The sequence below is a fragment of the Aureimonas sp. AU40 genome (assembly GCF_001463785.1).
Lineage (GTDB): Bacteria > Pseudomonadota > Alphaproteobacteria > Rhizobiales > Rhizobiaceae > Aureimonas.
In genome coordinates this window covers 35,332-58,348 of sequence record NZ_BBWL01000010.1, presented here as the reverse complement: position 1 = coordinate 58,348, position 23,017 = coordinate 35,332, and the positions used below count along the sequence as shown (strand labels likewise).

At 67.5% G+C, this 23,017-nt stretch carries 22 protein-coding genes; 11 read left to right on the top strand and 11 right to left on the bottom strand.

Annotated elements, in window-relative coordinates; translation table 11 throughout:
- Nucleotides 1-67 precede the first annotated feature (67 nt).
- Complete coding sequence (msrB, locus tag AUL32_RS03910) at nt 68-481, top strand: peptide-methionine (R)-S-oxide reductase MsrB (RefSeq protein WP_062111932.1); 414 nt, start codon at nt 68-70, stop codon at nt 479-481.
- A gap of 93 nt (nt 482-574) precedes the next feature.
- Entirely contained in the window at nt 575-2,680 is a 2,106-nt protein-coding gene (locus tag AUL32_RS03905; protein WP_062112109.1) for a S9 family peptidase, read from the top strand.
- A gap of 49 nt (nt 2,681-2,729) precedes the next feature.
- Here the strand turns inward: AUL32_RS03905 and AUL32_RS03900 are convergent, their stop codons facing one another.
- The 4 genes from AUL32_RS03900 to AUL32_RS03885 all read right to left on the bottom strand — a co-directional run bounded on the left by AUL32_RS03900 (nt 2,730) and on the right by AUL32_RS03885 (nt 5,913).
- A complete protein-coding gene (locus tag AUL32_RS03900) occupies nt 2,730-3,668 on the bottom strand; it encodes a c-type cytochrome (RefSeq protein ID WP_062111930.1) in 939 nt (312 codons plus the stop codon).
- A 12-nt stretch (nt 3,669-3,680) separates the two neighbouring features.
- On the bottom strand, nt 3,681-4,124 hold the full coding sequence (locus AUL32_RS03895) for a c-type cytochrome (RefSeq protein ID WP_244497633.1): 444 nt from the start codon (nt 4,122-4,124) through the stop codon (nt 3,681-3,683).
- A gap of 187 nt (nt 4,125-4,311) precedes the next feature.
- A complete protein-coding gene (locus AUL32_RS03890) occupies nt 4,312-4,914 on the bottom strand; it encodes a superoxide dismutase (RefSeq protein WP_062111926.1) in 603 nt (200 codons plus the stop codon).
- A gap of 120 nt (nt 4,915-5,034) precedes the next feature.
- Nucleotides 5,035-5,913, bottom strand: a complete 879-nt coding sequence (locus AUL32_RS03885; RefSeq protein ID WP_062111924.1) for a branched-chain amino acid aminotransferase — start codon at nt 5,911-5,913, stop codon at nt 5,035-5,037.
- Between the two features lie 303 nt (nt 5,914-6,216).
- On the opposite strand from AUL32_RS03885, the gene AUL32_RS03880 reads away from it, so the two are divergent.
- From AUL32_RS03880 to AUL32_RS03860, 5 genes are all read left to right on the top strand, one after another.
- The gene (locus tag AUL32_RS03880; RefSeq protein ID WP_062111922.1) at nt 6,217-6,936 is read left to right on the top strand and encodes a L,D-transpeptidase; all 720 of its coding nucleotides are present in this window, start codon (nt 6,217-6,219) and stop codon (nt 6,934-6,936) included.
- A 134-nt stretch (nt 6,937-7,070) separates the two neighbouring features.
- Entirely contained in the window at nt 7,071-7,421 is a 351-nt protein-coding gene (locus AUL32_RS03875; protein ID WP_061975082.1) for a hypothetical protein, read from the top strand.
- 196 nt (nt 7,422-7,617) lie between these two features.
- The gene (locus AUL32_RS03870; protein WP_062111920.1) at nt 7,618-8,679 is read left to right on the top strand and encodes a magnesium transporter CorA family protein; all 1,062 of its coding nucleotides are present in this window, start codon (nt 7,618-7,620) and stop codon (nt 8,677-8,679) included.
- Nucleotides 8,680-8,911: 232 nt separating this feature from the next.
- Nucleotides 8,912-10,900: a putative bifunctional diguanylate cyclase/phosphodiesterase gene (locus tag AUL32_RS03865; RefSeq protein WP_062111918.1), complete on the top strand. Its 1,989-nt coding sequence runs from the start codon at nt 8,912-8,914 to the stop codon at nt 10,898-10,900.
- 128 nt (nt 10,901-11,028) lie between these two features.
- The gene (locus AUL32_RS03860) at nt 11,029-11,520 is read left to right on the top strand and encodes an Lrp/AsnC family transcriptional regulator (protein ID WP_202814298.1); all 492 of its coding nucleotides are present in this window, start codon (nt 11,029-11,031) and stop codon (nt 11,518-11,520) included.
- A gap of 57 nt (nt 11,521-11,577) precedes the next feature.
- Here the strand turns inward: AUL32_RS03860 and AUL32_RS03855 are convergent, their stop codons facing one another.
- From AUL32_RS03855 to AUL32_RS03830, 6 genes are all read right to left on the bottom strand, one after another.
- Nucleotides 11,578-12,429 (bottom strand): GNAT family N-acetyltransferase, encoded by an 852-nt coding sequence (locus AUL32_RS03855; RefSeq protein WP_062111917.1) that lies wholly within the window; start codon nt 12,427-12,429, stop codon nt 11,578-11,580.
- A gap of 195 nt (nt 12,430-12,624) precedes the next feature.
- Complete coding sequence (locus tag AUL32_RS03850) at nt 12,625-14,085, bottom strand: NAD-dependent succinate-semialdehyde dehydrogenase (protein ID WP_062111915.1); 1,461 nt, start codon at nt 14,083-14,085, stop codon at nt 12,625-12,627.
- Nucleotides 14,086-14,096: 11 nt separating this feature from the next.
- Nucleotides 14,097-15,572, bottom strand: a complete 1,476-nt coding sequence (locus AUL32_RS03845; protein WP_062111913.1) for an aldehyde dehydrogenase family protein — start codon at nt 15,570-15,572, stop codon at nt 14,097-14,099.
- Nucleotide 15,573: 1 nt separating this feature from the next.
- On the bottom strand, nt 15,574-16,677 hold the full coding sequence (locus AUL32_RS03840; RefSeq protein ID WP_062111910.1) for an NAD(P)/FAD-dependent oxidoreductase: 1,104 nt from the start codon (nt 16,675-16,677) through the stop codon (nt 15,574-15,576).
- A 106-nt stretch (nt 16,678-16,783) separates the two neighbouring features.
- The gene (locus AUL32_RS03835; RefSeq protein ID WP_082659251.1) at nt 16,784-17,521 is read right to left on the bottom strand and encodes a cupin domain-containing protein; all 738 of its coding nucleotides are present in this window, start codon (nt 17,519-17,521) and stop codon (nt 16,784-16,786) included.
- Nucleotides 17,518-18,186, bottom strand: a complete 669-nt coding sequence (locus AUL32_RS03830) for a haloacid dehalogenase type II (protein ID WP_062111908.1) — start codon at nt 18,184-18,186, stop codon at nt 17,518-17,520. Before AUL32_RS03830 ends, AUL32_RS03835 begins: the two co-directional genes overlap by 4 nt.
- 318 nt (nt 18,187-18,504) lie before the next feature.
- Between AUL32_RS03830 and AUL32_RS03825 the strand changes: the two genes are divergently transcribed.
- The 4 genes from AUL32_RS03825 to AUL32_RS03810 are packed head-to-tail and all read left to right on the top strand — an operon-like array spanning nt 18,505 to nt 22,248.
- Nucleotides 18,505-18,816 (top strand): (2Fe-2S)-binding protein, encoded by a 312-nt coding sequence (locus AUL32_RS03825; RefSeq protein ID WP_062111906.1) that lies wholly within the window; start codon nt 18,505-18,507, stop codon nt 18,814-18,816.
- On the top strand, nt 18,798-20,171 hold the full coding sequence (locus AUL32_RS03820; RefSeq protein ID WP_062111904.1) for an NAD(P)/FAD-dependent oxidoreductase: 1,374 nt from the start codon (nt 18,798-18,800) through the stop codon (nt 20,169-20,171). The genes AUL32_RS03825 and AUL32_RS03820 overlap by 19 nt, the downstream gene beginning before the upstream one ends.
- On the top strand, nt 20,168-21,298 hold the full coding sequence (locus AUL32_RS03815; protein ID WP_062111902.1) for an NAD(P)/FAD-dependent oxidoreductase: 1,131 nt from the start codon (nt 20,168-20,170) through the stop codon (nt 21,296-21,298). Before AUL32_RS03820 ends, AUL32_RS03815 begins: the two co-directional genes overlap by 4 nt.
- 14 nt (nt 21,299-21,312) lie before the next feature.
- Nucleotides 21,313-22,248 carry a 2-hydroxyacid dehydrogenase gene (locus AUL32_RS03810; protein ID WP_192847421.1) on the top strand — a complete coding sequence of 312 codons (936 nt, stop codon included), beginning with the start codon at nt 21,313-21,315 and terminating at the stop codon, nt 22,246-22,248.
- Between the two features lie 21 nt (nt 22,249-22,269).
- Here AUL32_RS03810 and AUL32_RS03805 read toward each other — a convergent pair whose 3' ends face one another.
- Nucleotides 22,270-22,983, bottom strand: a complete 714-nt coding sequence (locus AUL32_RS03805; protein ID WP_062111900.1) for a GntR family transcriptional regulator — start codon at nt 22,981-22,983, stop codon at nt 22,270-22,272.
- Nucleotides 22,984-23,017 lie beyond the last annotated feature (34 nt).

Sequence of the window (23,017 nt, the reverse complement as noted above, 5' to 3'; positions counted from 1 at the left end):
GACCGGCTTGTGATCGGCCGTCCGCAGCCCTACCTCCTCCCGCAACGAGACGGAGGAGGCCCGGTCCATGGCCAGCGCGAGCGAACATTCCCTGAAGGTCGAGAAGACCGACGCCGAGTGGCAGGAGATCCTGACACCCGAACAATACAAGGTCGCGCGCGGTCACGGGACGGAGCGCCCCTTCACCGGCCCGAACTGGGACCAGAAGGCGCCCGGCCTTTATTGCTGCGTGTGCTGCGAGAAGCCGCTGTTCCGCTCGGAGACCAAGTTTGAATCCGGCACGGGCTGGCCGAGCTTCTACGAGCCAGTCGAGCGCGAGTCGGTGAGCGAGCATGTCGACCGCTCTTTCCTCATGACACGAACCGAAGTGCGCTGCGCCGATTGCGACGCCCATCTCGGCCATGTCTTTGAGGACGGGCCGCGCCCGACGGGCCTGCGCTACTGCATGAACGGCTACGCGCTGCAGTTCGACCAGGACTGAAGCCTCGTCGATCTCGCCCTTTCGGCTTGCCTTTGCCGCCCGCCGGACGAAAGCTCCGGCGGCTTGATTCTGTCCGCGTCCTACGGTGTGTTCATGTCCTCAGTCTTCCGTGCCGACCTTCCCGCCCCGCCCCGCGCGCCGCAGCGCCCGGTGGACCTTTCCGCGCATGGCCGCACGCGAACCGACGAATACAGCTGGATGCGCGTCGCCAACTGGCAGGAGATGTTCAAGGACACGACCCTGCTCGACCCCATGATCCGCGCCCATCTGGAAGCGGAGAACCGCTACGCCGACGCCGCGCTCGCCGATGTCGAGGGGCTGAAGGCCAAGCTCGTCGCCGAGATGCGCGCGCGCATCAAGGAGGACGACAGTTCCGTCCCCTCCCCCGACGGCCCCTATAGCTACGGCGTCGCCTACGAGGCCGGCGCCGAATATCCCCGCTTCTTCCGCGTGAAGCGCGAAGGCGGGCCGGAGCAGGTGACGCTCGACGCCAACAAGGAAGCGGACGGCATCGAGTATTTCTCGATCGGCGGCGTCGAGCATTCGCCCGACCACTCAAGGCTCGCCTGGAGCTTCGACGACAAGGGCTCGGAATTCTACGAGATCGCCCTGCGCGATCTGGAAACCGGCGCCGACCTGCCCGACCGCATCAGCGACACGAGCGGCGACGCGACCTGGGACGCGCGCTCGCATGGCTTCTTCTACACGAGGCTCGACGCCAACCACCGGCCGAGCCGCGTCTTCTACCACGCGCTGGGAAGCGAGACGGCCGCCGATCCGCTTGTGTACGAGGAAACCGACACCGGCTTCTTCATGGGCGTCGGCAAGACGCAGAGCGGCGACTATGTCGTAATCGACATTCACGACCACGAGACGTCGGAAGCCTGGCTCATCCCCGCCGCCAACCCGGCCGCCGAGCCGCGCCTCGTCTCGCGCCGCGAGAAGGGTCTGGAGTACGACGTGGACGAGGGCGACGGCACGCTCTTCATCCTGACCAATGCCGACGACGCGCGGGACTTCAAGATCGTTACCGCCCCGGCCGACGCGCCGAGCCGCGAGAACTGGAGCGATCTCGTGCCGCACGAGGACGGGCGCCTGATCCTGTCGCATCTCGTTTTGAAGCGCCATCTGGTCTGGCTGGAGCGGCGCGACGGCCTGCCGCGCATCGTCGTGCGCCGCTTGGCCGACGGGGCCGAGCATTCCGTCGCCTTCGAGGAGGAGGCCTATTCGCTGGGCCTTGGCGGCACCTACGAATATGACACGACCTCGATCCGCTTCTCCTATTCCTCGCCGACCACGCCGAACCAGACCTTCGACTACGACGTGGAAACCCGCGAGCGCCGCCTCCTGAAGACGCAGGAAGTGCCGTCCGGCCACGACCCTGCCCTCTATGTCGCGCGGCGCATCTTCGCCCCCGCGCCGGACGGCGAGACCGTGCCGGTGTCGCTGGTTTATCGCCGCGACGTGGCGCTCGATGGCTCGGCGCCGCTCATGCTCTACGGCTACGGCTCCTACGGCCATTCCATCCCCGCCTCGTTCAGCACCAATGTGTTGAGCCTCGTGGATCGCGGCTTCGTCTACGCCATCGCCCATATTCGCGGCGGCAAGGACAAGGGCTTTCGCTGGTACGAGGCGGGTCGGCGCGAGCACAAGCGCAACACGTTTACCGACTTCATCGCGGCGGCCGATCATCTCGTGGCCGAGGGCTTCACGCGGCATGACCGGATCGTGGCGCAGGGAGGCTCGGCGGGCGGCCTGCTGATGGGCGCGGTCGCCAACATGGCGCCGGAGAAGTTCGGCGGCATCATCGCCGTCGTGCCCTTCGTCGACGTGCTCAACACGATCCTCGACGACACGCTGCCGCTCACCCCGCCGGAATGGCCGGAATGGGGCAATCCGATCCTGTCGGAGGCCGATTACGAGGTGATCGCGAGCTACAGCCCCTATGACAATGTGGAGGCCAAGGCCTATCCGCCCATCCTGGCGCTCGCCGGCCTTACCGACCCGCGCGTGACCTATTGGGAACCGGCCAAGTGGGTGGCGCGCCTGCGCGCCCGCAAGACCGACGCCAACCCCGTGATCCTGCGCACCAATATGGGCGCCGGCCATGGCGGCGCCTCGGGCCGCTTCGCCAAGCTGGACGAGATCGCCATGATCTACAGCTTCGCGCTGAAGCTCATGGGCAAGGCCGGGCTTTGAGGCTGGAAATCGGAGGCGGCTGCGGCCGCCTCCAAAGCGCTTCTCCTCGCTACTGAGCGTCGCTCTCGATCGCCGGCACCGCCTTGAGATAGGCGGCGATGGCCTGAAGGTCTTCCTTCGGCAGGCGCGCCAAATTGTGCTGCACCTCGACCATCGAGCCGCCGACGCTGTCGAAATCGGGCGTGAAGCCGGTCTCGAAATAGTTGACGAGATCGTCCTCGCTCCAATCCGCGAGCTCGCCGCCCGGCGTGATGTTGGGAATGCGCCCGTCGCCTTCCGGCGCCGGACCGCCCGCCAGCCAGAGAGAGGCGTCCAGCCCGCCCGCGCCACTGAGACGGCGCGGCGTGTGGCACTCCCCGCAATGGCCCGGCCCTTCCACGAGATATTGCCCGCGACGCGCGGCGTCGGACGCATCGACGGCCAGGGTTACGACCGGCTCGGAGTTGAGAAACAGCGCCTTCCACAGGCCGAGCGAAATGCGCAGGTTGAAGGGGAACGGGAGGTCGTTGGGCGGCGCATCCGCCGGCGAGGCCGGCAGCGTGCGCAGGAAAGCATAGAGATCGGCCACGTCCGCCGGCGTCATGCGCGAATAGGACGTGTAGGGAAAGGCGGGGTAGAGATGGCGCCCGGCCGGATCGACCCCGCGCTGAAGGGCATTGGCGAAGTCGGCCAAGCTCCAGCGGCCGATCCCATGCTCAGGATCGGGCGAGATGTTGGGGCCGTAAAACGTGCCGAAAGGCGTCACCAACGGCGGACCGCCGGCAAGAATCGGGCGGTCCGTCGCCTCGGTGCCCGGCGCCACGCTCGCTGCATGGCAGGAGACACAGCCGCCAGCCCAGAACACGCGCTCGCCGCGTCCAGCGTCGCCCGAGCCTTCCTGCGCGATGGCAGCGGGTTCGAGCCGCACGGGACGCAGGAGACTATACGCGCCGGCCACGACCACCGCGACGACGCCGGCCAGAAGCGCGAAGACCGGTCGGCGCCGCAAGAGGCGCTCCGCTCAGCGCTGCCGGAACTGCTGGTGGCAGCCCTGGCAATTGGCGGCGACCTTGGTGAAGGCCACCTTGAAACTGTCGAGATCGGCGGGCTTGGCGTCGATCGCGGCCTGTGTCTCGGCAATGAACTTGTCGTTCGCCGCCTTGAACTCGGCCGGCTTCTCCCAGATCGCGGGCGAGGCCTCGGTCTTGCCGCCGGTCTTGGAATCCTCGGGGAAGAGCGTCGCGAACTTCTTGGCGTCGTCGTTCAACGTCTGGAACACGCCCGCCGCCACGGCGGCGTCGAAGGGCTGGCTGCCCTTGATGAGCTCGGACGCGGTGCGCGAGGCCTTGCCGTTGTTCTTCATCAGCTGCTGGCGCTCGCGGATGACGCTTTCGTTCTGCGCCAATGCCGGCAGGGCGGCCGAGGCGGCGACGCAAAGTCCCACGATCAGGGCGGACAGGCGCATGGCAATCACTCCGGGCTCTCGGCCAAATGGAATCGTTCCAAATGGATGAAAGCCCGTTTTTCACCCGCCGTCCATGTGAAAGGGCGGGAGAAGGCGGAAATTTCGTCGCAACCCTTCCAACGCAAAAACCCCGCCTTCCAAAGGAAGACGGGGCTCGAAGCTTGGCGTATGCGACGCTACGCGCGGATCAGGCGGTAGCGGCCTCGTAGCGCTCCAGCACGTAATCCCAGTTCACGAGGCTGGCGACGAAGGCCTCGAGATACTTCGGGCGGGCGTTGCGGTAGTCGATGTAGTAGGAATGCTCCCACACGTCGACGCCGAGAATCGGCTCCGCGCCGTGCACCAGCGGGTTCTCGCCGTTCGGCGTCTTGACGATTTGAAGCTTGCCGTCCTTCACCGCGACCCAGGCCCAGCCCGACCCGAACTGGCCCTTGCCCGCCTCAACGAAGTCGGTGCGGAACTTGTCGTAGCCGCCGAGATCGGAATCGAAGGCGGTCTGCAGCTTGCCCGGCAGGGACTTGCCGCCGCCGTTCGGCTTCATCCACTTCCAGAAATGGATGTGGTTGTAGTGCTGGCCGGCATTGTTGAAGAGCGGCTGGTTCTTGCCGAAGGACTGCTTCACGATCTCTTCGAGCGAGGCGTCGGCGAGGCCCGCCTCGGCGGCGAGCTTGTTGCCCATGTCGACATAGGCCTGGTGGTGCTTGTCGTGATGGTACTCCAGCGTCTCCTTCGACATGAAGGGCTGCAGCGCGTCATAGGCGTAAGGCAGTTCGGGAAGCGTGAAGGCCATGTCCGTCTCCTTGGTTGGGCCCGCGGCCACAAGTCGCGAATCGCGGGCCGCCGGGCTTACGAGCCGGGTCCTTAGCTAGGGCCTCTCAGCGCGGATGTCAGCCGCCTTGCGTTCCAAAACTCATGCTTGCGCCGCCTTTCCGTTCTCCCGGGCGAAGCGCCAGTAGAGTTCGCGTGCCCGCGCGGCGACCGGCCCCGCCTCGAAGCGGCGCTCCTCCAGCCCGACGACGGGCACGACCTTGGAATGGTTGCCGGTCGAGAACACCTCGTCCGCCGACAGGAAGTCCTCCACCGAAAGGCTGGCCTCCACCACCTCCATGCCATCGGTGCGCAGCAACTGGATGACGCGCTGGCGCGTGATGCCGTTGAGGAACGAGCCGTTGGGAACGGGGGTGAACACCGCGCCGTCGCGCACCATGAATATGTTCGACGTGCCGGTTTCCGCGACATTGCCGATCGTGTCGCGCACCAGCGCGTTGTCGAAGCCGCGCCGCTTGGCTTCCAGAATCGCCCGCGCGTTGTTGGGATAAAGGCAGCCGGCCTTGGCAAGCGTCGGCATGGTCTCGGGCGTTGGGCGGCGAAAAGGCGAGACGCCCAGCGAAAACCCGGCCGGCGCGATCATCGGCGATTCGTAGAGGCACAGGCAGAAGCGCGTCGTCTCGGGGTCGGCGGGCACGCCCATGTAGCCGCCGTCCTCGGCCCAGTACATCGGCCGGATATAGACGGCCGTCTCGCCGCTGAAATTTCCCAACCCTTCATGCGTCAGCCGGACGATCTCGGCCGGCGCCATCGTCGGGCTGAGGCCCAGCGCCTCGGCCGAGCGGTTGACCCGGGCGGCATGCAGATCGAGATCGGGCGTCAGTCCCTCGAACCAGCGCGCTCCGTCGAAAACCGACGAGCCCAGCCAGAGCACATGCGAGCGCGGCCCCACCAGACCGGGATTGCCTTCCAGCCATTGGCCGTCGAAAAAGGTGAAGGTGCGCGAAAAACCGTCTGGCATGGGTCTGCCTTTCACTCGGGGCCCGGCGTCGGCGCGCCGTCAATCCTGCCGGCCGTTTTCTACAACCCGAACCGTCCCCTGTCACACCTCTCCCCTGTTACATGGAAGCCTCACTCGAAGCCCCCACGTAGCCCCGCCCCGTCCACGCCGCGGGCTTGCCGCAATGCCGGTCGCAATTGGCTTCAGGCGCGCTTCATGGAACGAACCGCCCGGTTCGACGTTGATGTGCAACGACAACAACCAGGGCCGGAGGCCCGAAGGCTTCATAGAAAGCCGACCTCCGTCCCCCTTCCCGGCTGGACGATGACACAAAATCCCTTTTCCCGCCCCGTGCCTCGCCGCGCGGTTCTCTCTGGCCTTGGCCTCGGCGCGCTTGCGACGCTGACAGGGTGCGTGAGTTCGCCCCGCGCGCAGATCGCCGACCTTTCGGCCTTTGGCGGCCTTCCCGGCAACATCCCCCCGGAATACGCGACGGCCTATGGCCCGATCTCCGACGGCGGCCACGAGATCCCGCCGATCGACCTGAAGCGGATGAACGTGCAGTTCCTGCGCCGGCAGGTCGCCTATACCGGGCCGGAAGCGCCGGGCACCATCATCATCGATACGCCGACCCGCTACGCCTATCTGATCCAGCCGGGCGGCACGGCCATGCGCTACGGCGTCGGCATCGGCCGCGAGGGCTTCGCCTGGGAAGGGCGCGCCCGCGTGCAGTTCAAGCGCGAATGGCCGCGCTGGACGCCCCCCAACGAGATGATCGATCGCCAGCCCGAGCTTGAGATGTATCGCGGCGTGGGCATGGACCCCGGCCTCAAGAACCCGCTCGGCGCCCGCGCGCTCTACCTTTTCCAGAACGGGCAGGATACGCTCTACCGCCTGCACGGCACGCCGGAATGGTGGACGATCGGCAAGGCCGTCTCGTCTGGCTGCGTGCGCTTCATGAACCACGACATCATCGATCTCTACAATCGCGCCGACCAGGGCGCGACGGTGATCGTGAACCAGCCGGGCGGCGCGACGGTCTGATCTCGGGCTCCTGACGATCGCTATTTTCGCGAGGCTGCGCCGAAACGCGTGGCCTCGTTCCCCGTTGCGCCGCGCTCCGCGCGCTGACACTGTGGCGCGCCGACCGGCCCGTCCAACCCGTTCAGAGTTTTCCCATGTCCGACCTTTACGACCGCCTCAGCGCATCGGCCTCCCTCACGCCCGAAACGGCGCGCGAGGCCGTCGGCAACATCCTTGCCTTCCTGCGCTCGCAGAGCGACGACCCCGCCGTTGAGACCATGATCGCCGAGACGCCCGGCGCCGATGAGGCGATCGGTGCGGCCGGCGACACGGAGTTCGGCGGCGGCATCATGGCGCTCGGCGCCAAGCTCATGGGCCTCGGCTTGGACATGGGCCAGATCCGCACCGTCGGCGAAGAGCTCGTGGCCTTCTCCAAGGCGCATACCGATGAGGCCACGGTCTCGCGCGCCATCGCCTCGGTCCCCGCGCTCGCGCCATTCATCTGATACAATTGCGTCGTATCGGAAGGCGGCGGCTTGCGCGAAGCCGCCGCCTTCCGAGGCTCGCCGAGAAAGTCGGTGGCGCATGGACGCGCCGCGGAGCTATATCGCCGTCGCGAAGCGCGCCGTCCCGCCGTGGCGGCGGCGCTCACGCCGTCTCGGACCACCCGACGCACTGCGTGCGATGCAAGGATGATGGCTCATGATCGATGCCTACACGGTGTTCGGCTCTCAGGTTCGCCGCCATGGAGCTGTGCGGGCCGACGAGATTCCGCCCGAAGCCGTGTGGCTGGACATGCGCAACCCAACGCCTGAAGAGGAAAAGGCGATCGAGGAACTGTGCGGCCTCGAAGTTCCGACGCGCGAAGAGATGCGCGAGATCGAGGTGTCGAGCCGTCTTTATTCCGAGGACGGCGGGGACTTCATGACCGCTTCGATCGTCTACGGGCTGGACGAGGGCAAGCCCGATTTCGGCCCCGTCACGTTCATTCTGGCTGGCCCACGCCTTCTGACGCTGCGCTACACCAACCCTCGATCCTTCCAAATCTTCTCGACCAAGCTCTGCCGCGAAGGCAATGCCGATGGCGGCAAGAGCGGCCATCTGCCGAGCGCCGACCATTACGGCCCGCCGCCGGCGCCCCCCAAGCCCTCGCGCACCAAGGGACCGACCGCCGATTCGATCGCCGTCGGCCTTCTGGAAACCGTGGTGGACCGGATGGCCGACATGCTGGAGCAGATCGCGACCGATCTCGACCGGATCGGCACCGACATCTTCCGCTCCTCCGACACCAACACGCCGACCGCGACCGCCGACTTCAAGCAGCTTCTGAAGCGCCTCGGCGCGGCGGGCGACCTGTCGTCGCGCACGCGGGAAAGCTTGGCCACAATGGACCGGCTCCTGCCCTTCCTGTCGCTGGTGATGGACCGCCGCAAGCCGCAGAAGGAGCTGAAGCTGCGGGTGAAGGCCATGGCGCGCGACGTCGCCTCGCTCAACGACTTCGTGTCCTTCCTGTCCAATAAGACGACCTTTCTGCTCGACACCACGGTCGGCATGATCTCGATCGAGCAGAACGCGATCATCAAGATTTTCTCGGTCGCCGCCGTCGGCTTCATGCCGCCGACCCTCGTCGCCTCGATCTACGGCATGAACTTCGAGCATATGCCCGAGCTGAAATGGGCGCTGGGCTACCCGATGGCGCTGCTCATCATGGTGCTCTCGGCGCTGCTGCCTCTGATGTATTTCCGCCATAAGAAGTGGCTCTGAAGGCGTGGCCGTGCCGGGGAAGATGCGCAGGACGATCGATCCAAACCGCCACGACTTTCCGTAAGGAATACGAAGCATATTCCGCAGCGAGCTTAGCATAGTTTTGGAAGCTGGAAGTGACGGCGAACGGCTATCTGTCGCTCGTTTCTCCTCTCGATGTCAAAACCTTGACGAGCGCGTATAGGACTCTTTCAACGATCCTGTCGCATGCTTCCCTTAGTAGGGGAAAGACATGCGGCTTCTCACCGTCCTGACAGACGACCATACGTTCGGATCTTTTCTCGTCGGTGCGGCCCTTTGTGCCTTCGGATCGACGATTGCCATATCGCTTGCGCAGCGCGCCTATGAAGCCAAGCAGTGCGCGCGCTCGGGATGGCTGTCCCTGGCCTCGCTCTATGCCGGGGCGATGATCTGGGCGACCTATTTCATCGTCACCCTCGGCGTCCGGCCGGAGATGGGCCTCACGCTCAATCCTCTTTCCACCATAGGCTCCGCAGCGGTCGCGATTGTTGGAACAGCACTCGGGCTTGGCGTGACGATCCGCTCCCGGAGCCTGGGCCCAGCCTTTATCGGCGCGACGCTTCTGGGGCTGTCGATCCCGGCCATGCATCACACCAGCTTGATCGGGCATCAGGTCGGGGGCTTGATGATCTGGCATAAAGGCCAGCTTCTTCTTTCGATCGCGCTTCCCATCCTGTTCTGGTTTCTGGCCATCATGGCCCTGCGCACTTGGCGCAAGACGCGCATTCCATCGATCCTCTGCGCGATCCTCGCCATCTTGTCCTCTCATGCCGCCTTGGTTTCGGCCTTGGAGGTCGTGCCCTTGGCAGGTGCCACGGCGCCCGACGAGGTCGTGCGTCTGGCGACAACGATGGCCGTCGCCATGGTCGCCTTACTGCTCGTCGCAACCGGGATCGCCTGCTATCTCATCGACGAGCGCTTGGCGCAAAGATTCAACCGGCGGCTGTTCAACCCGGCGTTCCGGGACGCGCTGACCGGCCTGCCGAACCGCTACGCTTTGATGGCGCACCTGTCGGAGGCTTTCGCCAGCGATCGCTGGTTCAAGCTGCTCCTTGTCGATCTCGACCATTTCAAGCTCGTCAATTCGAACCACGGCAAGAGGGTCGGGGACGCGGTTCTGATCGAGGTCGCGAACCGGTTGCGGCACTTGGCGGGCTCCGATGCCCTGGTGTTCCGTGTCGGCGGGGACGAGATGGCGATGCTCGTCTTCGGGAAGCGGGACAACGCGCTGCAGATGGGCGACGACGTCGTGATCGCCCTGCGCTCGCCCTATGCCATCAAGGGCCAGGTGCTGACCCTCGGATGCAATGTCGGCCATTGCGCATCGGACAATGCGCGAACGCCCGATGAACTCATGCAATTGGCCGACGCGGCCCTGCGCGATTCCAAACGTCGCGGCAGCAATCAGGTGTCCCGCTACACCAAGGGACTGATCGAGGCCCTGGCGGACCGCACTCAGCGTGAACTCGACCTCAAGACTGCCCTGGACGAGCGCCAGTTCGTTCTCGCCTATCAGCCGCTGGTGGACATCCACACGCGATCGCCCATCGGCAACGAGGCACTGATCCGCTGGAACCATCCTCAGCATGGCCCGATCTCACCGGCCGAGTTTATTCCGCTGGCCGAGGAAACCGGCATGATCCTGCCGATCGGAAAATGGGTGCTGGAAGAGGCGTGCCGCGCGGCGGCGGGCTGGCCGATCCATCAGCATGTCGCCGTCAACGTCTCGGCGCTGCAGTTCCGCTCGCCCATGTTCATGACCCATGTCGCCCAGGCCCTCGCGGACAGCGGCCTCCCGGCAGCGCGGCTCGAGGTCGAACTCACGGAAACCGCCATCGTCTCAGATGAGAAACAGCTCGCCCATGTTCTGAAAGACCTGCGCGCGCTCGGCGTGAAAATCTCGATGGACGATTTCGGGACCGGCTATTCCTCGCTGTCGCATTTGCGCGATCTGCCGCTCGACCGAGTCAAGATCGACCGCAGCTTCGTCGCCGCCGCGTCGAGCGACCGCAATTCCATGGCCGTGCTGCGCGCAGTCACCCAACTCGGGCGGGACATGGGCATCGCGACGCTCGGCGAGGGCGTCGAGACGGAGGAGCAGTTTCACATTCTGAAGGAGCTCGGCTGCGACGCGGTGCAGGGCTATCTCACGGGCCGGCCCGAGGTGCCAAAGACATGGAGAGCCGACGTCGCGGCCTGACCTCGGCCAATGCCGGCCGCTCGCTAGGCTGTTCACCTCAAGGGCGGATTGCGCTATCGGCAGGAGCGGCTTTCCGCAAGGGATGCCCTCCCCCGCAGCGCGAGGACGACGACGTGAGCCAGGCCCCCATCAAGCTCGACCGGATCGACATGAAGATCCTGATCGAGCTGCAGAAGAACGGTCGCATGACGAACGTGACGCTGGCGGACGCGGTGGGCCTGTCGGCAAGCCCATGCCTGTTCCGCGTCAAGCGGCTGGAGCAGAGCGGCTACATCACCGGCTACGGCGCCCATGTCGCCCTGCCCAAGCTCGGCGAAACGGTGACCGTGTTCACCGAAATCACGCTGACCGGCCACACGCGCGAGTATTTCCAGCGCTTCGAGCAGACGTTGCGCGGCGTCGAGGAAGCGATGGAGTGCCATCTCGTGTCGGGCGGCTACGACTATCTCGTGAAATTCGTCACGCGCGGCCTGCCGCATTATCAGGACGTGATCGAAGCGCTTCTGGAGCGCAACATCGGCATCGCGAAATATTTCAGCTACATCGTCCTGCGCACGCCGATCAGCCGGAGCGAACTGCCGCTGGACACGCTGTTCGGCGAGGCCGTGCGACCCAACTGAAAGAGGCGGGGTCTCCCCCGCCTTCCCGATCCTCGCTGCATGAGCCGCGATGACGCGTCAGCCCAGCGCCTGATTGGTCAGCGTGAAGAGCCGTGCCGGTCCGGTCTGGGGCGCGGGGCCGCGCGTCATCTGTACGACGCGGTCGACCTGCGCGAGGCCGCAGCCTTCCACGAAATCCACGAAGGCGCCTTCGCGCTCGGGCGTGTCCATGCGCAGGAAGGCGCCGTCATGCGTCTTCACATGCGGGCTGGCGAGCGCGATCGCATCCTCCACGGATTGGGCGACCAGCGGGCCGACCACATGGCCGCGCCCGAAGGGCCGGCACACGGCGTAGCCCCGGATCGCGCCGCCTTCCTCGATCACCGTGGCCTCGCCGACGCGACGGAGGGCGGCCAGCATGCGGCTGCGATCGCCGCCATAGGCCTCGGCGTCCAAGGCCACGATGGCATCCCAATCGCCCTCCCGAGCCGGGCGAACGGTGGCATTCTCCACCGCCGGGCCGGCCGAGGCCGTGCCCTGGTACTGGGTGATCGTGGCCGTCGGGCGAAAGCCCTCCGACTCGTAGAGGCGTTGGCCGGCGGCGGTGGCGACGAGGCGGATGGTTCGCTCGCCGGCCGCCTCGAAAAGCTGGCGCATCATGCGCCGGCCCGTGCCCTTGCCCTGAAGGCGGGGCGAGACGATCACCATGCCGATGGTCGCGAGCCTGTCGCCGAAGGGCCACCACATGGCCGAGCCCATGACGCGGCCGCCCTCGTCGGTGGCCACGAGACCGTGGCCGACCTCGTGCGCCAGCCGCCAGTCGTCCGGGCGGTGCGGCCAGCGGACCTCGACCGACAAGCCGTGGGCGGCTTCGATGTCGCCGGGCTCCATCGGCCGGATTTCGGATAGGTCGATCATCGACTTGGTCATGGCGTGTCCGGTTGTAGCTGGAACGGCGGGCTCAGAGCCTGCTTGGAAACTCGGTCGGGTCGGTCCGACGGTTCTTTTTCGCTGTCGCTTCGTTGCCAATCCTCGCCGATGCCGCCGGCATCGACTGCGTTTGGCGCCTCGCGACACCCAAAAATCCCTCGCCGGCCCTCCGCCGCCGAATTTCCAAACAGACTCTCAGAACCCGCCCATGTGAAACGACTTCATCTCGAGATATTCGTCGATCCCGTAGGCCGAGCCTTCGCGGCCGAGGCCCGACTGCTTGACGCCGCCGAAGGGCGCGGCGTCCATGCCGACGGCGCCGGTGTTGAGGCCGACCATGCCGAACTCCAGCGCCTCGCCGACGCGCCATGCCCGGCCGATGTCGCTCGTGTAGAAATACGAGGCGAGGCCGAAGGGCGTGGCGTTGGCGATCTCGACCGCCTCGTCTTCCCGCTCGAAGCGCATCAGCGGCGCGAGCGGGCCGAAGGTCTCCTCGCTGGCGAGCAGCATCGACGTGTCCGCCCCGGTTAGGACCACAGGCGCGACGAAGCGCCCCTTGGTCGACACCGCGCCTTCGTTGGCGATGCGCGCGCCCTTGGCGAGCGCGTCTTCCAGATGGCGGGTGACCTTCTCTGCGGCCGCATCGTTGATCAGCGGGCCGATGGTGACGCCCGCCTCGAAGCCGTTGCCGAGGCGAAGCTTCGCCGCGGCTTCCGAGAGGCGCGCGGCGAAGCGATCGTAGATCCCGTCCTGCACCAGGATGCGGTTGGCGCAGACGCAGGTCTGGCCGGCATTGCGGAATTTCGAGGCCATGGCACCGGCGACGGCCAGTTCCAGATCGGCGTCGTCGAAGACGATGAAGGGGGCGTTGCCGCCGAGCTCCAGCGACAGGCGCTTGAGGGTCGGGGCCGACTGTTCCATGAGAAGCCGCCCGACCGGGGTTGAGCCGGTGAAGGAGAGCTTGCGCACGGTCTCGTTGCCGGTCATCTCGCCGCCGATCGGCCGGGCCTGGCCGGTGACGACGCTGAACACGCCCTTGGGCACGCCCGCCCGCTCGGCCAGCACGGCCAGGGCCAGCGCCGAATAGGGCGTCAGATCGGACGGCTTCACTACGATCGGGCAGCCGGCGGCGAAGGCCGGGGCGGCCTTGCGGGTGATCATCGCGATCGGGAAGTTCCAGGGCGTCACTGCGGCGCAGACGCCGACCGGTTCGCGCAGAACTAGAATGCGCCGATCTCCCGTCGGGCCGACGAAGACATCGCCATAGATGCGCCGGGCTTCCTCGGAGAACCATTTGGCGAAGCTCGCGCCATAGGCGACCTCGCCCTTGGCCTCGGCGAGCGGCTTGCCCTGCTCGGCCGTCATGATGGCGGCGAGATCGTCCGCATGGGCGAGCATCAGGTCGTTCCAGCGCTCCAGAATGGCGGCGCGCTCGTTGGGCGAGGTGCGGCGCCAGGTGGGGAACGCGGCCTCGGCCGCTTCAATCGCCGCGCGCGTTTCGGCCGCGCCGCAGTCGGGCACGGTGCCGATCACCTCGCCGGTGGCGGGGTCGGTGACCTCGATCGTCGCGCCGCTCGCCGCGCCCGCCCATTCGCCGGCGATAAAGGTCTCCTGGCGCAGAAGCGACGGGTCGGAGAGCTGGTCCTTGGTGAACATCGGAAACCTCCTCAGAATTCGATCAGCACGCTCTTGTGCCGCTGGTTGGCCTCGAAAGCCGCGCGGCCCAGATCCTTGCCGATGCCGGAGCGCTTGAAGCCGCCGGTCGGAATGGCGAAGTCGGCCGTGCGTCCGTATCGGTTGATCCAGACGGTGCCGGCGGGAATGCCTCGCATGGCGCGCATGGCCTTGCCAAGATCGCCCGTGTGGACACCGGCGGCCAGACCGTAGTCGGGATGGTCGGCGAGCGCGATGCCCTCCGCCTCGGTCTCGAAGCTCTGCACGGTCAGAACCGGACCGAAGACCTCCTCGCGCACGGCGGGCATGTCGGGCGTGACGTCGGTCAGGATGGTCGGCTGATAGAAGGCGCCCTCGTTGCGGTACGCCATCGGCGCGCCGCCGACGAGCGCCGTCGCCCCCGCCTCCAGCGTGCGGCGCACGATGTCGTCGACGCGCTCCATCTGCCGGCGCGAGATGATCGGCGCGAAGCCCGTTTCGGCCTCCCAGGTCGGGCCGGGCCGGATGTCGCGGAAGCGCCGCGCCAGGGCCTCCAGCATCGGCGCCTCCACGCCGCGCTGCACGATGAGGCGCGAGCCGGCGACACAGACCTGGCCGCCATTGTAGAGGATCGAGCCCGAGACATGCCCGGCCGTGCGCTCGACATCGGCAATGTCGGCGAAGACGAGCTGCGGGCTCTTTCCGCCGAGTTCCAGCGTCACCGGCTTGGTGCCGCTTTCGGCGCTGGCGCGCATGATGGCGGCGCCCGTCGCGGTGGATCCGGTGAAGGAGATCTTGGCGATCAGGGGATGGCGGCAGAGCGCGTCGCCCGTGCGCTGTCCGTCGCCCTGCACGACATTGAAGATGCCGGCCGGAATGCCGGCCTCGATCGCGAGCTCGGCGAGGCGAACGGTGGAGAAGGGCGTCATCTCCGAGGGCTTCACCACCACGGCATTGCCCGCCGCCATGGCCGCGCCCGCCTTCCAGGAGACCATGGAGAGCGGGAAGTTCCACGGCGTGATGGCCGCGACGACACCATAGGGCTCGGCGATGATGAGGCCGAGATGATCGGCGCGCGTGGCCGCGACCTCGCCACCCGACTTGTCGGCATATTCGGCGAAGAAGCGGAACGCCTCCGCCGTCGCGGGCACGTCATAGGCCATGGCGGCGGTGATCGGACGTGTCGAGGACACCGCTTCCAGGCGGCCGAGTTCCTCGCCCTTGGCTTCGATCAGCTCGGCGAAGCGGCGCAGAAGGCGGGCGCGATCGCGCGGTGCCATCGTGCCCCAGCCCGAGGCGCGCTGCGCCCGGTGCGCGTTCTCGACGGCGCGTGCCACGATCGCGGCATCGGCCACCGGCAGGTCGGCCACCACCCGCTCGTCGGACGGGCGCACGAAGGGCAGCGTGTCGACGCCCTCGCTCACCAGCTCGCCGCCGATGAAATGGCCGTTGGGAAGGCGAACGGAGGCGGGATCGAAGGACAGGCTCATCTCAGTATCCCGCCGCCCAATGCTTCAGCGACTCGGCGCTTTCGGCACCGTCGAACATGCCGGCGACGCGCTCCCCCACCAGCGGGCCGAACTTGAACATCTGCCCGTCGCAATCGGTGATGACGAGCCCCTTGCCCGCCGCCTCGAAGCGGAAGCGCCGGTCGGGCGAGAGCACGTAATAGCCGAGCTGCAGGCGCAGCGGCCGATAGGCCTCGGCCTTGCGCAGATAGGGCACGAAGGGCTGGAAGATCGCCTGCGACTCCGCCTCGAAATCCGACGCGAAGCCCTCGACATCGGGCCGGGCGCGGCGGCGGTGGTTGCTGTAGCCGATCTTGAGGCCGGCGCCGCGCCGGTCGGGCAGCGTGTAGCCGGTGTGGTCGCCAAGCGTGACGATGGGCGGCGCCTCGCGCCAAGCCTCGGCATAGTCCTGCGGCGGGTCGATATAGAGCAGCGCCTGGCGATAGGCCGGGGCCTCGCCATATTGCTCGGGCATCAGGCCGGGAAGCCAGGCGCCGGCCGCCACCACCAGCCGGTCACCATTGATCTCGCTGCCGTCCTCGCACCAGGCGCGCGCCGCGTCCGGCTCGACGCGGGCGATGCGGCAGTTCTCCTCCAGCGTCGCGCCGTTGCGGCGCAGCCAATCGGCAAGGCCCGCCACAATGCGGTCGGCAAAGAGCGGTCCGGCCGGCTCGGCCACGACGCCCCAGGCGCCCTCGGGAAGGATCAGCTGCGGGCAGCGCTCCTCGACGCCGGCCTTTTCCAGCACCTCATGCGGAATGCCGGCTTCGCGAAAGCTCGCCAGAGTCTTGGCGGCATAGTCCCCGGGCTCCAGCGAAATGGAGATCGCGCCGGTGTTCTCGAAATGCGTTTCGCCGAGATCGGCCCAGAGCCGGTCCCAGGCCTCGAAGGCCGGGGCCACCATGCGGGCGTAGCCGGTAGCCGCGCCATAGTGCGGCCGAATCATGCGATGGCGATCGACCGAGGCACCCTGCGGATTGGGGATCGGCCCCTGGTCGATCACGTGCACCTCGTGGCCGCGCTTCAGAAGCGCGCGGGCGATCGAGAGACCGACGATCCCTCCCCCGATGATGACGGCACGACTCATGGGACACTCCAGGCTCTGGCGCCGCCATGGCGAAGCCCAGCGGCAGAAGGGGGAGAGAGCCGGACGGCGACGGGAGGACGCCGTCCGGTCGATGGTCGATGTGCGGTCAGGCCGGGCGATGGATAGCGTAGACTTTCGCGACATGCTCACGGCTGTCCCAGGAGCAGGACGCGCCGGCTTCCACCAAGAAGATGTCGCCCTTGCGGAACGTCCCTTCCCGCCCGGCCTCGTCCACGAAGGTCACGGAACCGGCCAGGAGATGCATCAGCTCGTAATGGCGGTAGACCATGGGCAGGCGGTGATAGGGCGTGGAATCCCAAGTGCCGCAGACGAACTCGCCGTCGCCGGAGCGATAGTCCGTGTGGTTGCGGCAGCTCGGCGTCTCCCCGACCAGCAGCGCGGCGAGCGGCGGGTTCGACGCTTCGAGCTTGGCCGTCTCGTCGATCGGCACGATGCCGGCCGCCGAGCCGCCGCCATTGGGATAAGCCACGACCAAGAGCGACGCGCCGCTGCCGGTGCTCCACCGAAAGCGCGCGCCCTTGGCGAGAACGAGGCTGCGCCCTTCGGCGAGGTCCACCGTGCGTCCGTCCGCGTCGGTGAAGCTAACCTCGCCCTCGGCGGCGATGACGAACTCGTCCGCCGCAAGCGAGGTCACTTCGCCCGAGCCGGCCGGCAGGTCGATCGCGGCGACGGTGACGGCGCCCTTCTCGATCGGCAGCAGACGGCGGGCGGACAGGAAGGCGTCACCATCCGGCGCGACGGCGTTGCCGGCCTTGCGATCGCCCGCAAAGGCGCGAAGGTCGTGAAACGTGCGCTGGCTCGCGCTCTCAGCCAGCGCGCTCACAGGCTCAGAAGCCCCGGCAGGCCGCGAATGTCGGCGATCTCGTGCGTGGAGTATTTCGGGTTGGACGGTTCGTGGCCGCGATTGACGAAGACCCGCGCGCCGAAATGCATGTCATGGGCGGTCATCAGGTCGTAGCGGAACGAGGAGGAGCAGTGCATTACCTCCTCCGGGCGCGCGCCGAGCTTGTCGAGCATATACTCGAAGCCCTTCATCTGCGGCTTGTAGGCGCCGGTCTCCTCCGCCGTGATGACGGCGTGGAAGGGCCCGCCGATCTTCTCGATCGAAGGCGGGATGAGATCCACCATGGAATTGGTGAGGCCGACGATCGGGAATTCCTTGGCGACGCGGGCGAGCGCTTCGGGCACGTCGGGATGCGGGCCCCAGGTCGGCACGGCGGCATAGACCGCGTCCGTGTCGGAATCGCGATAGGCGACGCCGTTCAGCTTGCAGGTGCGCTGCAGAGCGTTGGCGACCACATCCTTGTAGGGCTTCCAGGCGCCCAGGACCTCATCCAGACGGAAGGAGGAGAAGTCCGCGATGAAGCGGTCCATCGCTTCGGGGGCGACGCGGTCGGCATAGAGCGCGCGGGCGACGGGGGCCATCTCGAAATAGATGAGCGTGCCGTAGCAGTCGAAGGTGATGAACTTGGGAGCGAAGCAGGCCATCTGATCTCTCTTCGGAAGGCGGCGGGGCGGATGGGAAGAGCATAGGCCCGGTCGCAGCGGATCGCGCCGGGCAGCCCGCGCCTTTTCGCGCCGTTCCTATCGTTCTCCGCCGCGCGCTCAGCATGTCCTGCTGCCACGCCACCCGTTTCACCCGAAATCCGGCCTCCAGAGAGAGGTCTCGCGGCGGGTTCGCAGCATGATTTGCCGCCGGCCTCCCCGGGTTCGCATGAACGTGCCGTCGCGGGGCGCCCGCCCCATCCCCTCGGGCGATGCATCGGGCTAGAATGAGTCCATGTTCCAGACAAGGAGATGCGGGTGATGGTGCCGCGCTTCCGCCGGGTCGCCGAGACCGGCCGGCGATCGATCGAAATCGAGGTGGACGGCCAGCCCGTGTCCGCCCTGGAGGGCGACAGCGTCATGGCCGCCGTGCTCCTGTCGCGCGGCACGCTGCGCCAGTCGGAGTTCGGCGACGGGCCGCGCGCCGGCTTCTGCCTCATGGGCGCCTGCCAGGACTGCTGGGTCTGGACGCCGGACGGCGACCGCCTGCGCGCCTGCACCACGCCGGCCGAACCGGGCCTGCGCATCGTCACCAGCTTTCCCTCGGAGGACGCATGGCCACTCCCCGCGTAATCGTCGTCGGCGCCGGCCCGGCGGGCATCCGCGCCGCCGAGCGACTGGTGGCAGCGGGCCTCAAACCCATTGTGGTGGACGAGGCACCCCGCGCCGGCGGGCAGATCTACCGCCGCCCGCCGCTCACCCACGGCCGCATGCACAAGGCGCTCTACGGCTTCGACGCCGGGCGGGCCAAGGCACTGCATGACGGGTTCGAGGCGCTTCAACCCCGTATCGACTACCGCCCCGAAACGCTCGCCTGGAACCTGCGCGAGCAAACGCTGCATCTCGTCTCGAACGGCGTGGCGCGGGCGGAGAGCTTCGACGCGCTGATTCTCGCCACCGGCGCGACGGACCGGCTTCTGCCGGTCGAGGGCTGGACCAAGCCGGGCTGCTATTCGCTCGGCGGTTCACAGATCGCGCTGAAGGCGCAGGGCTGCACGATCGGCAGCCGCGTCGTCTTCCTCGGCACGGGGCCGCTTCTCTATCTCGTGGCCTATCAATATGCCAAGGCCGGCGCCGTGGTGGCAGCGGTGCTCGACACCTCGCCCGCCTCGGCTCAAGCGCGCGCCCTGCCCAAGCTTGCCGTGCGGCCGGAATTCCTGGCGCGCGGGCTCTATTTCCGCGCCGTGCTCGCGGCCAAGGGCGTTCCCGTCCACAACGGCGTGACGCCGCTCGCCATCGAGGGCGAGAGCAGCGTGGCCGGCGTCCTCTGGCGGGACGCCAAGGGCGCGGAGCATCGCACATTGGCGGACGCGGTTGGCATGGGCTTTCACTTGCGCTCCGAAACGCAGCTTGCCGATCTCGCCGGTTGCCCCTTCACCTTCGACGAGACGACGCAGAGCTTCCGGCCGGAGATCGACACGGATGGACGCTCGCCACGCGCGGGCATCTATTTCGCGGGCGACGGCATTCGGGTCCTCGGCGCGGACGCGGCCGAGACGGCTGGGCGCCTCGCCGCGCTGGCCGTGCTTGGCGATCTCGGCCTGCCGGTGGACGAGGCCGAGCGCGCTGGGCTTCGCCGCACCATGAGCGTGATGGAGCGCTTTCGCGATGGTCTGGCCGAGGCCTTCCCCTGGCCGGCGCATCTGGCGCGGCGCGTCGAGGACAAGACGATCCTCTGCCGCTGCGAGGCAATCACGGCCGGGGACCTGCGCGAGGCGGCCAAAGCCAAGGGCGCGCCGGAGCTCAACCGGGCCAAAGCTTTGTCGCGCGTCGGCATGGGCCGCTGCCAGGGCCGCTTCTGCGGCTCGGCCGCGGCCGAAATCCTCGCCGAGGCGACGGGCTCCAGCCTCCGCGAGGCCGGCCGTCTGCGCGGACAGGCGCCGGTGAAGCCGCTCTCGGTCGCCACTCTTACGGAGGAAAGCGCGTGAACCAGTCCGACGTCATCGTAGTCGGCGGCGGCATCATGGGATGCTCGGCCGCCTTCTTCCTGCGCCGGCGCGGCTTGTCGGTCACGCTTCTGGAGCGCGGGCTCACCGGCCAGCAGGCCAGCGGCACGAATTTCGGCAATGTGCGCCGGCAGGGCCGCTATCTCCATCAGCTGCCGCTCGCCAACCGGGCGCGCGACATCTGGGGCCGGCTGCCGGAGCTGATCGGCGAGGATTGCGAGTTCGTCGCCTCGGGTCACTTGCGCATCTGCTACACGCCAGAACAGGCGGCCAAGCTCGAAGCCTATGCCAACGACGCGCGCCCCTATGGGCTCAATCTCGAAATGATCAGCAGCAACGCGCTTCGGGCGCGCTTTCCCTATCTCGGGCGGGATGCGATCGCCGGCTGCTTCGCGCCGATCGACGGCCATGCCAACCCGCGCCTCACCGCGCCCGCCTTCGGCCGGGCGGCGGCGCGCGCTGGTGCGCGGGTCGAGGAAGGCACGGAGGTCCTGTCGATCGGCAAGACGGGCGCAGACTTCACCGTGGAAACGCGGGAGAAAGGCACGTTCCGCGCGCCGATCGTGCTGGTGACGGCCGGCGCCTGGGGCAACAAGCTCTCCTCGCAGTTCGGCGAAAGCGTGCCGCTGGCCGTGCACGGGCCGCAGATGGCGGTGACCGAACCCCTGCCCTATCGGCTGGGGCCGACCTTCGGTGTCTCGACGCCGCATGTGAAGGAGACCGTCTATTTCCGGCAGGTGAAGCGCGGCAACGTCGTCTATGGCGGCTCGACGCGCGGCCCCGCCTCCAACGAGACGAACCGGGCGAGCGTCCTGCCGGAGAACATTCTCGGCCAGTTCGAGCAGATGCGCCGGATGATCCCCGGGCTTGCCCGCGTCAACATCATCCGCACCTGGAGCGGCGTCGAGAGCTACCTGCCGGATGACGTGCCGATCATGGGGCCGAGCGCCACGACGCCGGGCCTCTTCTACGCCTTCGGCTTCTGCGGCGCGGGCTTCCAGATCGGGCCGGGCGTCGGCGATGTGATGGCCGAGTTGATCGCGACGGGCGCAACCACGACCCCGATCGAGCCCTATTCCATCGCCCGCTTCAGCGGCGCGGCAGCTTGAGAATGGAAACCGCGATGGACCCGATCCTCGTCGCCTACAAGTCCGATCCGGTGCGCGGCGCCGTGTGGCACGAGGTGTTCCGCACCGAAGCGCCTGACATGAAGCTGGTGGACTGGGACCCGGCGGGGGAAGCGGCGAGTGCGCCCTATCTCGTCGCCTGGACGCCGCCCGAGGATCTCGCTGCCGCCATGCCGAAGGTCGAGGCCTTCTTCTGCATCGGTGCGGGCATCGACCATCTGCCGATTGCCGCCTTTCCGCCGGGGATGGACGTGGTGCGCATGGTCGATCCCGACCTCACCGCCTCCATGGTGGAATATGTCGTGATGGCGGTGCTCGCCCTGCACCGCGACCTGCCCTTCTATGTCGAGGATGCGCGCGCCGGGTGCTGGCAGGCGCGCCCGCTTCGCCGCGCGGCGGATCGGCGCGTCGGCATTCTCGGCCTCGGCGTCATGGGCCAAGCGGTCGCCGCCGGGTTGCAGGCCTTCGGCTTTCCCGTGCGCGGCTGGAGCGCCTCGCGCAAGGCGCTTGCCGGTGTCGAGTGTTTCGCGGGGGGCGAGGAGCGCGAGGCGTTTCTGGCGGGCACCGATAGTCTGGTCTGCCTCCTGCCGCTGACCGAGGCGACGCGTGGCATCCTGAACGCGGACCTCTTCGCCCAGCTTCCGACCGGTGCGGCACTGGTGAATGTCGGGCGCGGCGGGCATCTGGTGGAAGCCGATCTCCTCGCCGCGCTCGAAAGCGGTCAGATGTCCGGCGCGGTGCTGGACGTGCTCGCCGCCGAGCCGCCGGCCAGTGATGACCCGCTCCTGAGACATCCCAAGGTCTGGATCACCCCGCATATCGCCAGTGCCACCCATCCGGCCGGCGCCGCGCGTCAGGTCATCCGGGGCATTCGGGCTTTGCGCAGCGGGCAGAAGGCGGAGAATACGGTGGACCGCAGCCGGGCCTATTGAGACGAAGAAGCGGAGGCGGCGTCAGGCCGCTTCCGCGTCGAGCTTCTCCTTGTTGCGCAGGGCATTGGCGCGCTCCAGCGTGCGCACCGGGTCGCCGAAATGGCGCTCCAGCTCGGCCAGCGCCGGGTCCACCTTGCCCTCGTCGATCAGCCAGGCCAGGCATTCGTGCTCCTCGACCAGAAGCGCATTCTCCTTGTAGCCGCCCATCAGCATCTGCAGGCAGAGCCGCGTCTCGGCCTGGAGCGTGGCGAAGGAGCGGCTGAGCCGGTCGCTGCGCGCCTCGTCCACCATGCGCCGGTGGAACTGCATGTCGAGATCGGCGATGCGCAGCCAGTCCTCGCGCTTCAGCGCGTCCTTCATCTGCTCGGTGATGGCGCTGAGATCGGCGACCACGGCGTGCCGATCCGCCTTCTCCATAATGCGGCGCATGGCGACAAGCTCCAGCGAGCGGCGCACGAAATAGATGTCGAGAAGATCGGCCGGCGAAAGCTCGGGCACGAACACGCCGCGATGGGGCTCTGAACGCAGCAGCCCTTCCTGGATCAGGCGCTGCAGGGCCTCGCGCACCGGCCCCCGGCTGACGCCGAAGGTGGAGGCCAGCTCCATCTCGTTGAGCTGCGAGCCGAGCGCGAAGGTGCCGTCGAGGATCGAATTTCGGATGCCCTCCGCGATCTGTCCCGAAAGCGTGGTGCGCACCAGGCGCTTGGGGGCACGCTTCTCTGCTCCGGCACTCATCGCATCATCCCGTTCGAACTCGTTCGACCCGCAG

Bases quoted from the DNA above. Each gene is read 5' to 3' on its own strand.
- AUL32_RS03895 (WP_244497633.1), bottom strand. From the start codon at position 4,124: ATGCGCCTGTCCGCCCTGATCGTGGGACTTTGCGTCGCCGCCTCGGCC.
- AUL32_RS03880 (WP_062111922.1), top strand. From the start codon at position 6,217: ATGACACAAAATCCCTTTTCCCGCCCCGTGCCTCGCCGCGCGGTTCTC.
- AUL32_RS03845 (WP_062111913.1), bottom strand. From the start codon at position 15,572: ATGAGCCTGTCCTTCGATCCCGCCTCCGTTCGCCTTCCCAACGGCCAT.
- AUL32_RS03840 (WP_062111910.1), bottom strand. From the start codon at position 16,677: ATGAGTCGTGCCGTCATCATCGGGGGAGGGATCGTCGGTCTCTCGATC.
- AUL32_RS03830 (WP_062111908.1), bottom strand. From the start codon at position 18,186: ATGGCCTGCTTCGCTCCCAAGTTCATCACCTTCGACTGCTACGGCACG.
- AUL32_RS03820 (WP_062111904.1), top strand. From the start codon at position 18,798: ATGGCCACTCCCCGCGTAATCGTCGTCGGCGCCGGCCCGGCGGGCATC.
- AUL32_RS03905 (WP_062112109.1), top strand. From the start codon at position 575: ATGTCCTCAGTCTTCCGTGCCGACCTTCCCGCCCCGCCCCGCGCGCCG.
- msrB (WP_062111932.1), top strand. From the start codon at position 68: ATGGCCAGCGCGAGCGAACATTCCCTGAAGGTCGAGAAGACCGACGCC.
- AUL32_RS03875 (WP_061975082.1), top strand. From the start codon at position 7,071: ATGTCCGACCTTTACGACCGCCTCAGCGCATCGGCCTCCCTCACGCCC.
- AUL32_RS03865 (WP_062111918.1), top strand. From the start codon at position 8,912: ATGCGGCTTCTCACCGTCCTGACAGACGACCATACGTTCGGATCTTTT.
- AUL32_RS03890 (WP_062111926.1), bottom strand. From the start codon at position 4,914: ATGGCCTTCACGCTTCCCGAACTGCCTTACGCCTATGACGCGCTGCAG.
- AUL32_RS03810 (WP_192847421.1), top strand. From the start codon at position 21,313: ATGGACCCGATCCTCGTCGCCTACAAGTCCGATCCGGTGCGCGGCGCC.
- AUL32_RS03855 (WP_062111917.1), bottom strand. From the start codon at position 12,429: ATGACCAAGTCGATGATCGACCTATCCGAAATCCGGCCGATGGAGCCC.
- AUL32_RS03870 (WP_062111920.1), top strand. From the start codon at position 7,618: ATGATCGATGCCTACACGGTGTTCGGCTCTCAGGTTCGCCGCCATGGA.
- AUL32_RS03885 (WP_062111924.1), bottom strand. From the start codon at position 5,913: ATGCCAGACGGTTTTTCGCGCACCTTCACCTTTTTCGACGGCCAATGG.
- AUL32_RS03850 (WP_062111915.1), bottom strand. From the start codon at position 14,085: ATGTTCACCAAGGACCAGCTCTCCGACCCGTCGCTTCTGCGCCAGGAG.
- AUL32_RS03805 (WP_062111900.1), bottom strand. From the start codon at position 22,983: ATGAGTGCCGGAGCAGAGAAGCGTGCCCCCAAGCGCCTGGTGCGCACC.
- AUL32_RS03825 (WP_062111906.1), top strand. From the start codon at position 18,505: ATGGTGCCGCGCTTCCGCCGGGTCGCCGAGACCGGCCGGCGATCGATC.